The 12684-nt window shown below is 47.0% G+C and carries 14 protein-coding genes; 10 read left to right on the top strand and 4 right to left on the bottom strand.

From position 1 onward, the window contains the following. Window positions 1-183 precede the first annotated feature (183 nt). The 10 genes from tgt (at window position 184) to pgpA (ending at window position 9000) form a co-directional block, all read left to right on the top strand. Window positions 184-1308, top strand: coding sequence for a tRNA guanosine(34) transglycosylase Tgt (gene tgt, locus Xbed_RS02985; protein ID WP_086111467.1), 1125 nt, complete (start codon window positions 184-186; stop codon window positions 1306-1308). Window positions 1309-1475: 167 nt separating this feature from the next. After that, window positions 1476-1814: a preprotein translocase subunit YajC gene (gene yajC, locus Xbed_RS02980; RefSeq protein WP_086111466.1), complete on the top strand. Its 339-nt coding sequence runs from the start codon at window positions 1476-1478 to the stop codon at window positions 1812-1814. A gap of 28 nt (window positions 1815-1842) precedes the next feature. Continuing rightward, entirely contained in the window at window positions 1843-3690 is a 1848-nt protein-coding gene (secD, locus tag Xbed_RS02975) for a protein translocase subunit SecD (protein ID WP_086111465.1), read from the top strand. Between the two features lie 10 nt (window positions 3691-3700). Further along, window positions 3701-4669, top strand: coding sequence for a protein translocase subunit SecF (secF, locus tag Xbed_RS02970; protein ID WP_086111464.1), 969 nt, complete (start codon window positions 3701-3703; stop codon window positions 4667-4669). A gap of 122 nt (window positions 4670-4791) precedes the next feature. After that, the gene (gene nrdR, locus Xbed_RS02965; RefSeq protein ID WP_086111463.1) at window positions 4792-5241 is read left to right on the top strand and encodes a transcriptional regulator NrdR; all 450 of its coding nucleotides are present in this window, start codon (window positions 4792-4794) and stop codon (window positions 5239-5241) included. Between the two features lie 5 nt (window positions 5242-5246). Beyond that, the gene (ribD, locus tag Xbed_RS02960) at window positions 5247-6353 is read left to right on the top strand and encodes a bifunctional diaminohydroxyphosphoribosylaminopyrimidine deaminase/5-amino-6-(5-phosphoribosylamino)uracil reductase RibD (protein ID WP_086111462.1); all 1107 of its coding nucleotides are present in this window, start codon (window positions 5247-5249) and stop codon (window positions 6351-6353) included. Window positions 6354-6452: 99 nt separating this feature from the next. Further along, window positions 6453-6923 carry a 6,7-dimethyl-8-ribityllumazine synthase gene (ribH, locus tag Xbed_RS02955; protein ID WP_086111461.1) on the top strand — a complete coding sequence of 157 codons (471 nt, stop codon included), beginning with the start codon at window positions 6453-6455 and terminating at the stop codon, window positions 6921-6923. A 28-nt stretch (window positions 6924-6951) separates the two neighbouring features. After that, on the top strand, window positions 6952-7368 hold the full coding sequence (gene nusB, locus Xbed_RS02950) for a transcription antitermination factor NusB (protein WP_086111460.1): 417 nt from the start codon (window positions 6952-6954) through the stop codon (window positions 7366-7368). Between the two features lie 101 nt (window positions 7369-7469). Beyond that, window positions 7470-8516, top strand: a complete 1047-nt coding sequence (gene thiL, locus Xbed_RS02945) for a thiamine-phosphate kinase (RefSeq protein WP_086111459.1) — start codon at window positions 7470-7472, stop codon at window positions 8514-8516. Further along, complete coding sequence (gene pgpA / locus Xbed_RS02940) at window positions 8509-9000, top strand: phosphatidylglycerophosphatase A (protein ID WP_086111458.1); 492 nt, start codon at window positions 8509-8511, stop codon at window positions 8998-9000. The genes thiL and pgpA overlap by 8 nt, the downstream gene beginning before the upstream one ends. 96 nt (window positions 9001-9096) lie before the next feature. On the opposite strand, the gene pcp is transcribed toward pgpA, so the two are convergent. The 4 genes from pcp to Xbed_RS02915 form a co-directional block, all read right to left on the bottom strand. Then, entirely contained in the window at window positions 9097-9744 is a 648-nt protein-coding gene (pcp, locus tag Xbed_RS02935) for a pyroglutamyl-peptidase I (protein ID WP_086111457.1), read from the bottom strand. A 20-nt stretch (window positions 9745-9764) separates the two neighbouring features. After that, window positions 9765-10784: a DUF979 domain-containing protein gene (locus Xbed_RS02930; RefSeq protein ID WP_208612186.1), complete on the bottom strand. Its 1020-nt coding sequence runs from the start codon at window positions 10782-10784 to the stop codon at window positions 9765-9767. Next, window positions 10781-11509 carry a DUF969 domain-containing protein gene (locus Xbed_RS02925; protein ID WP_086111455.1) on the bottom strand — a complete coding sequence of 243 codons (729 nt, stop codon included), beginning with the start codon at window positions 11507-11509 and terminating at the stop codon, window positions 10781-10783. Before Xbed_RS02925 ends, Xbed_RS02930 begins: the two co-directional genes overlap by 4 nt. 402 nt (window positions 11510-11911) lie before the next feature. Then, the gene (locus tag Xbed_RS02915; RefSeq protein ID WP_086111453.1) at window positions 11912-12592 is read right to left on the bottom strand and encodes a helix-turn-helix transcriptional regulator; all 681 of its coding nucleotides are present in this window, start codon (window positions 12590-12592) and stop codon (window positions 11912-11914) included. Between the last annotated feature and the right edge of the window lie 92 nt (window positions 12593-12684).

Raw genomic sequence — 12684 nt, 5'->3', positions numbered from 1 at the left:
GCCACAATGGGTGATTGGGTGCTGTCTCAAAACGGTGGTACTAAAAAGGATAAATGGCACAAAAAATCGCAAAATTTGACATACCGTATATTGTGAGGCTGGCGTGTACAGTGGCTTAATTAGCCATTAGAATGTGCGGTTTATGTATCGCATCAGACTGTTTTTCTGATGTCTGGAGGTTAAGTGAAATTTGAGTTACAAAAGACGGATGGAAATGCCCGTCGTGGCCGTCTGATTTTTGAGCGTGGGGTGGTGGAAACCCCGGCATTTATGCCTGTAGGGACTTACGGTACGGTAAAAGGCATGACACCGGAAGAAGTGAAAGAAACCGGTGCGCAAATCCTGTTAGGCAATACTTTCCACCTGTGGTTGCGTCCGGGGCAGGAAATCATGAAATTGCATGGTGACCTGCATGATTTTATGCAGTGGCAGGGGCCTATTTTGACAGACTCTGGCGGTTTTCAGGTCTTCAGTCTTGGGGCAATGCGTAAAATCAAAGAAGAGGGCGTTCATTTCCGTAATCCAATCAACGGAACCCCTGTTTTTCTCAGTCCTGAGAAATCGATGGAAATCCAGTATGACCTGGGTTCCGATATTGTCATGATTTTCGATGAATGTACGCCATATCCTGCTGATTGGGATTATGCGAAGCGTTCCATGGAAATGTCATTGCGTTGGGCTGCCCGCAGTCGTCAACGTTTTGATGAGATGGGCAATAAAAATGCCTTGTTTGGTATTATTCAGGGTGGCGTTTATGAAGATTTGCGCGATGTTTCTATAAAAGGACTGGTGGAAATCGGTTTTGACGGCTACGCTGTGGGTGGTCTGGCCGTTGGTGAACCCAAAGAAGATATGCACCGTATTCTGGAGCATGTTTGTCCGCAGATCCCGCAGGATAAGCCGCGCTACCTAATGGGAGTCGGCAAGCCGGAAGATTTGGTTGAAGGTGTTCGCCGTGGCATCGATATGTTTGACTGTGTGATGCCGACCCGTAATGCCCGCAATGGTCATCTGTTTGTGACAGAAGGGGTCATCAAGATCCGTAATGCCAAGCATAAAGAAGATACTTCTCCACTGGATGAGCATTGTGACTGCTATACTTGTCGCAATTATAGCCGTGCCTATCTTCATCACCTTGATCGCTGTAACGAAATTCTTGGTGCAAGGCTGAATACAATACATAATTTAAGGTATTATCAGCGTTTGATGGCCGAAATTCGCAAAGCCATTGAAGAAGACAGACTGGAACAGTTTGTTGAAGCGTTTTATCAGCGGATTGGCAAACCCGTTCCGCCGTTAAAGAGATAATTTGGCGTGACTAACCAGCCTCAATATGTGTAGCATATCGGGCTGGTTTTTGATCTAGCCATTGCCGATTTTCGGCAAACAATATTTTCGATGATACTATTTTTGATAACATGTTTTCGATAACCTGTTATCGATGACCTGTTTTCGATAACAATGAGGGAAATTTGATGAGTCTTTTTGTTTCTGAAGCTGCGGCAGCCGCTGGTGCACCCGCGCAAGCTCAGGGTAGCCCATATTCTCTGATTATCATGCTGGCAGTTTTCGGTTTGATTTTCTATTTCATGATCCTGCGTCCACAGCAAAAACGTACCAAAGAACATAAAAAATTGATGGATTCCATCTCCAAAGGGGATGAAGTGCTGACTTCTGGTGGTTTGGTTGGTCGTGTCTCTAAAGTGTCTGAAACAGGCTACGTGGTCATTGCCCTGAATGACACCACTGAAATAACTGTCAAACGTGACTTCGTTGCTGCCATTTTGCCGAAAGGTACGATGAAAGCTATTTAATTTTCTGATTTTCCCGAAGGGAACTGCCGTGTTGAACCGTTATCCTTTGTGGAAGTATCTGATGCTGATCGCTGCGATCCTCATCGGTCTGCTTTATGCACTTCCCAACCTTTATGGTGAGGATCCGGCTGTACAAATCACTGGCGTGCGAGGTGTCGCCGCCAGTGAACAAACGCTGGACCAAGTCCGTAATGTTTTAGAAAAAGATCAAATCAAGAGCAAGTCCATCGCATTGGAAAATGGAGCCATCCTTGCTCGTTTCAATAGCACTGATGTGCAGCTCCGTGCCCGTGAAGCACTGGTTTCTGCATTGGGCGAACAGTATGTCGTGGCATTGAACCTTGCGCCGGCGACGCCAATCTGGTTAAGGACTGTGGGTGCTGAACCCATGAAACTGGGGCTTGACCTGCGTGGTGGTGTTCACTTCCTGATGGAAGTGGATATGGAAACTGCACTGGGCAAGTTACAGGAGCAGAACATTGATAGCCTGCGCTCTGAACTGCGTGATCAAGGCATTGCTTATTCCACTATCCGCAAAATTGATAATTACGGCGTTGAAGTACGTTTCCGTGATAACGATGCACGTTCTAAAGCGGAAAGCTATCTTGAATCCCGTCACCGTGATTTAGTCTTCTCTGCGGGTGCCAACAGTACACTGAAAGCGGTCATGAGTGATGAACGCCTGCGTGAAGCCCGCTCTTATGCCGTACAGCAGAACATTACTATTTTGCGTAACCGCGTAAACCAACTGGGTGTTGCGGAGCCTCTGGTTCAACGTCAGGGCGCAGACCGTATTGTTGTTGAACTGCCGGGTATTCAAGATACCGCCCGTGCGAAAGAGATCCTCGGTGCAACCGCAACATTGGAATTCCGTTTGGTCAATACCAATGTTGACCAGAATGCCGCGTTATCTGGCCGAATTCCGGCGGATTCAGAATTGAAAGATACCCGCGATGGCAGCCCTGTGGTGTTGTATAAGCGCGTTATCCTGACTGGTGATCATATCACCGATTCGACTTCCAGCACGGATGAGAACGGTTATCCGCAAGTGAATATTTCCCTGGATAGTGCTGGTGGTACGGCGATGTCCAATTTCACCAAAGATAACCTGCAAAAACCAATGGCAACCCTGTTTGTGGAATACAAGGACAGTGGTAAGAAAGATGCCAACGGTCGTGCGGTCTTGGTTAAGCAAGAAGAAGTCATTAACATCGCTACCATTCAGTCACGTTTGGGTAACAGCTTCCGCATTACGGGTATCAGCAACCCCGCCGAAGCCCGTCAGTTGTCTCTGTTACTGCGTGCCGGGGCATTGATTGCACCCATCCAGATTGTTGAGGAGCGCACCATTGGGCCGACGTTGGGTTTGCAGAATATTGAGCAAGGTCTTGAGGCGTGTTTGTGGGGCTTAATGGCATCCATCCTGTTTATGGTGATTTACTATCGCAAGTTTGGTCTGATTGCGAGCAGCGCACTGTTGGCTAACTTAGTGCTGATCGTCGGTGTCATGTCCCTGTTGCCGGGAGCGACGCTGACCATGCCGGGGATTGCGGGTATCGTCCTGACACTGGCCGTCGCCGTGGATGCGAACGTGTTGATAAACGAACGTATCAAAGAAGAGCTGCGTAACGGTCGCACGGTACAACAAGCCATTCATGAAGGTTATAAAGGTGCGTTCTCCAGTATCATCGACGCAAACCTGACTACACTGATTACTGCCATCATTTTGTATGCGGTGGGTACTGGCTCCATTAAGGGCTTTGCGATTACCACCAGCATTGGTGTGGCGACTTCAATGTTCACGGCCATTGTGGGAACCCGTGCAATCGTGAACTTGCTGTACGGTGGCAAGCGAATCAATAAGTTGTCAATTTAAGGAGTACGTTGTGGCACAGGATTATACTGTTGAACAATTAAACTACGGGCGTAAAGTGATCGACTTTATGCGCTGGGACAACGTTGCCTTTGGGATTTCGTTCCTGCTATTGCTCGCTTCCATCGTTATGATAGGTGTTCGTGGGTTTAACTGGGGGCTTGATTTTACCGGTGGGACGGTCATTGAGGTAAACTTGAGTAAGCCCGCAGATCTGGACAAGATGCGTGAGAGCCTGACACAGAGTGGTTTTGTCGATCCATTGCTGCAAAATTTCGGCAGCAGCCGTGATGTGATGGTTCGTATGCCACCCGTGGAAGGAAATGCGGGGCAGGAACTGGGTAATAAGATTATTACGGTTATTAACCAGAATATCGATAAAGATGCCAAGGTTAAACGTGTGGAGTTCGTCGGGCCAAGCGTGGGAAGCGAACTGGCGCAAACCGGAGCGATGGCGTTACTGGTTGCCCTGATCTGTATCTTGATCTATGTCGGTTTCCGCTTTGAATGGCGTTTGGCACTAGGGGCGGTGATCGCACTGGCGCATGACGTGATGATTACGCTGGGCGTTCTGTCGTTGTTCCGCATCGAAATTGACCTGACTATCGTTGCATCGTTGATGTCCGTTATCGGCTATTCATTGAACGATAGTATCGTTGTGTCGGATCGTATACGTGAAAACTTCCGCAAAATCCGCCGTGGTACTTCTTATGAAATCATGAATGTTTCCCTGACTCAGACGCTGAGCCGCACGATCATGACTTCGGCGACCACGTTGCTGGTTGTATTGATGCTGTACATTTTCGGTGGTGAAATGCTGAAAGGCTTCTCGCTGGCAATGTTAATCGGTGTTTCCATCGGTACCGTGTCTTCTATCTATGTGGCTTCGGCACTGGCTCTTAAATTGGGTATGAAGCGTGAGCATATGATCCAGCAGAAAGTTGAGAAAGAAGGGGCAGACCAGCCTGCTATTCTTCCTTAACGATTTAGCGTGATCGAGTGAGGATATCGCTTAAACACCCTGTAAGTACTCACTGACAGGGTGTTTTTCATTATCACTTCAAGGTACACTGTTATCCCTTCGGTTAACTGTCAGGAAACGATATGCATTGCCCATTTTGCGCAGCCGTTGATACTAAAGTTATTGATTCCCGCTTGGTTGGGGATGGCTCCCAAGTGCGCCGTCGCCGTCAGTGCCTGGAATGTCATGAGCGTTTCACCACGTTTGAGATTGCAGAACTGGTGATGCCACGGGTCATTAAAAGTGATGATATCCGTGAGCCTTTCGACGAAGCAAAATTGCGTCGTGGCATGCAAAAGGCACTTGAAAAACGTCCTGTCAGCTCTGATGATGTGGAAACGGCGATTAGCCATATCAAATCGCAGGTGCGGTCAACGGGAGAACGCGAAATTCCGTCCAAGATGATTGGTAATTTTGTCATGGACGCCCTGAAAAAACTGGATAAAGTCGCGTATATCCGTTTTGCCTCTGTTTACCGCAGTTTTGAGGATATTCGTGAATTCGGCGAAGAGATAGCCAAACTACAAGACTAAATACCATGACACTTGATGAGATATATATGTCCCGGGCGCTGGAGCTGGCGCAACTGGGACGTTTTACAACATCCCCGAATCCCAATGTAGGTTGTGTCATCGTTAAGGATGATCAGATTGTAGGGGAAGGTTTTCATCTGCGTGCCGGTGAGCCTCATGCAGAAGTTCATGCCCTGCGCATGGCAGGTGAAAAAGCGAAAGGTGCTACCGCTTATGTCACGCTTGAACCCTGCAGTCATCATGGCAAGACCCCTCCCTGTGCTGATACTTTAATTGCGGCGGGCTTAAGTCGTGTCGTGGTCGCGATGCAAGATCCCAACCCCCAGGTAGCCGGACGTGGTTTGTATAAATTGCAGCAGGCGGGTGTCATCGTTGAACATGGCCTTATGATGGCGCAGGCTGAATCCTTGAATAAAGGCTTTCTCAAACGTATGCGCACCGGTTTTCCTTACCTGCAATTAAAACTGGGAGCCTCGTTGGATGGACGCACCGCGTTGGCATCGGGAGAAAGTCGGTGGATTACTTCAGCCGAAGCGCGTCAGGATGTACAGAAATTGCGGGCGCAGTGCAGTGCCATTCTGAGTTCCAGTGCGACGGTATTGGCGGATGATCCTTCACTGACTGTCCGTTGGCATGAAATGGATGCTGATACACAGGCGGCTTATCCTCAAGAACTTCTCCGCCAGCCAATCCGCATCATTACCGATAGCCAAAATCGGGTTACTCCACAACACCAAATTATCCGGCAGACCGGGCAATGTTGGTTAGCACGTACTAACAAAGATGAACAGCAATGGCCTGAGCATGTCGAGCAAATCCTGCTGCCGGCATATGGCAATGGCGTTGACTTGGTACTGTTGATGATGCAACTTGGCAGGCGTCAGGTAAATTCAGTCTGGGCAGAATGTGGTCCTGCTCTGGCCGGGGCTTTATTGTCATTGGGGCTGGTGGATGAACTGATCCTTTATCTCGCGCCTAAGGTGCTGGGAAATAGCGCCCGTGGATTGTTTGCTATCCCTGAATTACAGAAATTATCGGATGCTCCTGAATTCACTCTGTTTGATGTAAAACAGGTAGGGCCTGATGTGCGTCTGCGCTTACGACCCATTTAAGTGCCCTGATTTAAGTCGGGACATAAATCAAGACGCAGAGAAAAAGAATGTGATAAGATCCGCGCCCCTGCGGAATATGAATAAGATATAAGGAAGGCTATGAACGTAATCAAGGGTGTTGTTGCCGCGCCTGAAGCTCGTATCGCTATTGCGATTGCCCGCTTTAACAACTTCATTAATGACAGCCTGCTGGAAGGGGCCGTGGATGCGCTGGAACGTATCGGTCAGGTTTCTTCAGACAATATCACCGTAGTATGGGTACCGGGTGCTTATGAACTGCCGTTGACGGCCAAGGCACTGGCTGAGTCCAAAAAATATGATGCGGTTATCGCTTTGGGTACAGTTATCCGTGGCGGTACAGCCCACTTCGAATATGTTGCCGGCGAATGCAGCTCTGGTTTATCCAGTGTGGCTATGTCCAGCGACATTCCTGTTACATTTGGTGTTCTGACGACTGAAAATATAGAACAGGCGATTGAACGCGCTGGTACTAAAGCGGGTAATAAGGGCGCAGAAGCTGCCCTGACCGCATTGGAAATGATCAATGTAATCAAAGCCATTAAAGGCTGAGTTTTTAGTTTTAATTAAGGGGAATTTTGTGAAACCTGCTGCTCGTCGTCGTGCTCGTGAGTGTGCTGTTCAGGCAATTTATTCATGGCAATTATCCAAAAATAGCATTGCTGATGTTGAATTGCAGTTTTTGTCGGAGCAGGACGTAACTGGTGTTGATATCACCTATTTCCGTGAGCTGCTGTCCGGGGTAGCGGTCAATGCTACAAAATTGGATGCGTTGATGGCGCCTTATCTTTCCCGCCAGCTCGAAGAGTTAGGTCAGGTGGAGAAAGCCATCTTGCGCGTTTCAATGTTTGAACTAAGCTTTCGTGATGATGTTCCCTACAAAGTGGCTATTAATGAAGGCATCGAACTGGCAAAAGTGTTTGGCGCTGAAGATAGTCATAAATTCGTGAATGGGGTGTTGGATAAAGCTGGCCCGGCAGCACGCAAGAAAAAGTGATTGCTTGCCAGGAGTTCCCCATTATAACTCGATGATTTTACACATGAGGCCGGTTCCCCGGCCTCATGTGTTCATCGTTAGTCACTTTTTGGAATTCTACTATGGCATGTGGTGAATTTGACCTCATTGCACGTTATTTCAATCGCCCCGTCATCCGCCGACGTGATGTAACCTTAGGGATTGGTGATGATTGTGCGCTGATGACCGTTGCAGATAAGCAAGAATTAGCGGTAACCACTGATACATTGGTTGCCGGCGTTCATTTCCTTCCTGACATCTCACCGGAAGATTTGGCCTATAAAGCACTGGCTGTCAATATCAGTGACTTGGCCGCAGTTGGAGCAGATCCAGCTTGGGCATCATTGGCTTTAACGTTGCCTGACGTCAATGAGGATTGGTTAAAGCGATTCAGTGACAGTCTGTTTGAGCAACTGAACTATTACGGTATGCAGCTAATCGGTGGGGATACAACGAAAGGCCCCATGAGCCTGACGCTAACCGTACAGGGTTTGGTTCCGGCGGGCAGGGCACTGCGCCGTGCGGGGGCGAAAAATGGCGACTGGATTTATGTTACCGGCACACTGGGGGACAGCGCCGCAGGGCTTGCTCTGCTGCAAGACCGTCTGACGGTGGAAGATACCGCTATCCACAATTGGTTGGTCAGGCGTCATCTGCGCCCACAACCACGGGTTTTACAGGGTCAGGCGTTGCGTGATCTTGCGTCTTCCGCCATTGATCTCTCCGATGGTTTGATTTCTGATCTCAATCATATTCTGACCACCAGCCAATGCGGTGCGCGTATTAATCTGGATGCTTTGCCTTATTCGGAAGCCATGCAGCAATATGTTGCGCCCGAACAGGCATTGAAATGGGCATTGAGCGGTGGTGAAGATTATGAATTGTGCTTCACCGTACCTGAGCTTAACCGTGGTGCGTTAAATATGGCATTGGCCCACACGGGTGCCAGTTTCTGCTGTATTGGTCAAATCAGGCCGGAATCAGAAGGCATCCGCTATTTTAATAAAAACGAAGAAATTGAGCTGGATCTGAAAGGTTTTGACCATTTTGAAACCGATAAAAAACCGCTAGCACCTTGTTCGGCAGCACAGCAAGCGGAAAATGATCAAACGGAGGGAACGCATGGGTGATGCAAAGCGCCACTTAAGGATGAGCAATCCGTGGCATTTATTGGCGACGGGATTCGGTAGCGGTTTATCGCCGATTATGCCGGGCACAATGGGTTCCGTGGCGGCGCTCCCTTTCTGGTTACTGCTGGTGCAGTTACCGACATGGGGGATCTGGTTGGTGATTGCGTTGGGAACGGTCATTGGTTGTGTGATTTGCCAGAAAGCAGCCGACGCCATGAACGTAGAAGATCCGGGCTGTGTGGTCTGGGATGAGTTCATTGGTATGTGGATCACACTGATGGCTATCCCTGTGCTCAACTGGCAGTGGGTTTTAGTGGGTTTTGTGGTATTTCGTATTTTCGATATGTGGAAACCCTGGCCGATTCGCTGGTTTGACCGCTATGTGAAAGGCGGAGTCGGCATCATGCTGGATGACATTATCGCGGCCATTTTCGCGGTTGTGGTTATTGGGTTGCTGAATTTCTATCAACTATTGCCTTTTTAATACATTTATTTTTTAACGTATTGTTTTTATAAAATATTTTTCTGATTTGGCCACTATCTTCAGTGGCCAATCTATTTCCTGCACTGATTTATTTTCTTAATGCGTAGCTCCACCCGTCACAACAATATCTGATCTATTTTCCCATGCGGCTTCAATAGCGGCTTTTAGCGACATTGCCATCAATTCCAGAGTCATGCTGGGCATATCAGAGCGTTCCGCTGCCTGTTTTGGCAAATAAGGAATGTGGATAAAACCGCCACGTATAGCAGGGTAATGTTGGTTCAAATAATGCAGTAAACCATACATCACATGATTGCAAACAAAAGTACCGGCAGTTTGAGAAATAGATGCGGGGATACCCGCCTTTTTTAATGCACTAACAATAGCCTTGATCGGCAGGGTAGAAAAATATGCCGCAGGGCCATTGAGAATAACGGGAGTATCAATGGGCTGTTTCCCTGCATTATCGGGAATGCGGGCATCATTAACATTAATTGCGACACGTTCCACGCTGATATTTGCCCGGCCTCCTGCTTGTCCTACTGAAATCACTAATTCTGGTTTATAGAGTTCAATAGCCGCATAGAGATGTTGCAAGGCGATATCAAAAACACAGGGAAGTTGGCAAATCTCAATATTTGCGTCAGCGATTTGGCATCCTTGTAATGGCTTGATGGCTTCCCATGAGGGATTTATCGTCTCACCACCGAAAGGTTCAAAACCAGTGACTAAAATAGTTTTCATGACAGTTCCTTGTAGTTGTTTTATAAGAACATTAAAAAATAGAGTAAGAACACATTCGTCAGCAGTAAAGCGCATCCTGTAGGAATTTGTGCCTTGATGACAGCATTGCGATCCGGCAGCTCTAACAAGGCTGCGGGAACAATATTGAAATTCGCTGCCATTGGTGTCATCAACGTACCGCAATAGCCGGAGAACATCCCGATAGCGGCCATGACCGCAGGGTTGCCACCATGCTGTAAGATCAAAATAGGAATACCTATGCCGGCCGTGATAATCGGGAAGGCGGCGAAAGCATTGCCCATTATCATGGTTAGCAAGGCCATGCCAAAGACATAAGTGACCACTGCAATAAAGCGATTATCGACAGATAAATAATTTTCGGTTAAGTGGGAAATCACTGTACCTACACCGGCTGCGGTAAACAGCAATCCAAGGGTTGCCAAAATCTGTGGCAAGATAAACACACAACCAATGGAATCCAGCAGACGGCGAGTCTCCTGTATGGGCTGTGTGATGGTATCGCGGCTCATGCGTAACGCAATGATGAATCCAATCAGGCAACCCAGGGTAATGGAAAAGAGCGTGACCAAAGTTGTGTGATTACCTGCACCAAAAACCGCCTGTTGCAAACCGGGAATGTGGTTAAACATCAGAACGCCTATCATCGTAATGACAGGGATCAGTAAGGCGGGCAAAAACAACCGAGAGCCAAGACGGTCAGCACTTTCCTGCCGCTGTTTGGGTGTGGGTTGATGATAGCTGCCCAAGCGCACGCCACCGAATCCTGCCAGCAGTGACATCACCACCACCAATATGCCAACACTGATATGGGCGATTTTCTGGGCATGAATTTCATCACTGGTCCAGATGCTTGCCAGATGAGCGCTCCATTTCCCCACCAGAAATATTAAACCATAGAGCGCCCAGAATAAGCCGGTCGTTAAACGGCGGGGATTGGCTTTATCACGCCATGACATGATTGCAACAGCGAGTAAGAGCAGCCCTGCCAGCACATAAAGATACTGTAGTTGAAACATTATCTTGTCTCCTTGCTGTTCAGCTTAGTGTGGTTCAAGGCGCTAAGTTCATTGGCAAGGCGGTGATCGAGGCGATATAACCGAACGGAATGAATAAGAAAAGCACAGAGGGCGGTGGGAATTCCCCAGAGGGCAATATGCAGGGGTTCAGTGTGAATCCCCCCCGATTCCAGCATGAAATTGTGCATAAAAATAATTGCGCCAAAGGCGACAAAAATATCCTCGCCAAAGAATAAACCCGTATTGTCTGTTGCGGCGGACATCGCGCGAATGCGATGGCGAACTGAATCCGGTAATTCACCATATTGATTTTCCGCCGCGCCTTCTGCCATAGGAGCCAGCAGAGGGCGAACCATTTGTGGATGTCCCCCTAAACTGGTTAACCCCAGGGCGGCAGATGTTTCGCGTATAAACAGATAAATAATCAGTAACCGTCCGGTGGTGGCGGTTTTGATATGGGCAATAGATTGCTGGGCACGTTCTTTTAACCCGTGTCTTTCCAGCAGGCCAATGATGACCAAAGGAAGCAGAATGGTCAGTGTCAGGTTTAGCGTATTAATAAATCCCGAACCTAGCTTCTCCAGAATATCGACGATGGGCATCTGGGCGGATAATCCCGTGGCAAAGCCGGCAATGGTAACAACCAGAACCGGATTAAATCTGATGATAAAGCCAATGATAATGACGGCGATCCCGATTAGGGGCCAAAAATTGATAGTGTGCAGCATATCTTAACTTCCCCATGAATGAATTGTTGTTTTATTGTTGGTTTTGGTTTCTCTTATTGTTAACTCATTGTTTGTTCATTGTTGAACAATAAATAGGTTGCGATCAAAAAACAAGCAAGAAAAATCCGCATTGGATTGTAAAAATGGAAGACAGATCACTTATTGGATGAAAATGAATTTATCTGGTGAAAGGATTTTGCTAACCGTCTGGAAGATAAGAGAGATACACCGCCGAAAAACAGCAATACGGTATTATAAATATCAAATTAGGATTAATCTCTATCGTATTGGTCAGGCAGGCATAAAAGAACAATTTATTGATCTTGTTGTCAATAAAACCGATATTTTGGCAGCATACAGGGATTAAATATCGGTATTGTGGATGCCGCCAAAATTTGAGATTCAAACTAAAATACGGCTTTCAGGACGTAAAAAATTTTCGGGCACATAGAGATCGAAATCATTAAAGCGACAATATTCTTCCAATTGTTGAGCAGAACTGACACCCGCTTTTTTATATATTTGTGCTGTATAGTTTTCGACAGTACGATAAGAAATATTTAACATTCTGCCCATTTGTTTACTGGTGTATTTGTGTAAAGAGAGGAAAATAACATCCCATTCTCGTTGGGTAAATAAATGAGTCGGTGGTTGAAACATAATGGAGGAAGGCAGTTTTCCATGGTACAGGCGGGTTAATGAATAATCTTGGGCTTTCCATAGATGAAATATAATGCCTATACAATCACCATTATCATGATAAAGCGGTGATTTTTCACAAAAGTAAGATGATAACGTTTTCGTTTCTCCCCAAATATGGGTTTCGAGTGAAACATATGATTTTTCTTCTTTCATGACCTTGTGGTCATGGTGGATATATTCCTTTGCAAACTCAGCACCATCCCAGGGAAGCTCATCATCATAGAGTCCTTCAAAATCAAATGACTCAGAGAATCCTTTAATGGATTTCAATGCCTTGTTGCCATAAATAAAGCAGGAGTTTTTATCTTTTATGCCCCAGGGATCGTGACTTGCGGCTAGAGTGTTAATTATTTGAGGTGAAATGATGGGTTTATTACTCATATCATTATCTTTTTGCCATGTTTGAATAAATTAATCCTATAATATGGCACAACAATTAGCCAGTCAAAGACGATATACCCGTCGTTTTTCAA

It is taken from the genome of Xenorhabdus beddingii, from assembly GCF_002127545.1.
Lineage (GTDB): Bacteria > Pseudomonadota > Gammaproteobacteria > Enterobacterales > Enterobacteriaceae > Xenorhabdus > Xenorhabdus beddingii.
The sequence above is the reverse complement of the archived record's forward strand: the minus strand, read 5'-3'. Positions and strand labels throughout refer to the sequence as shown.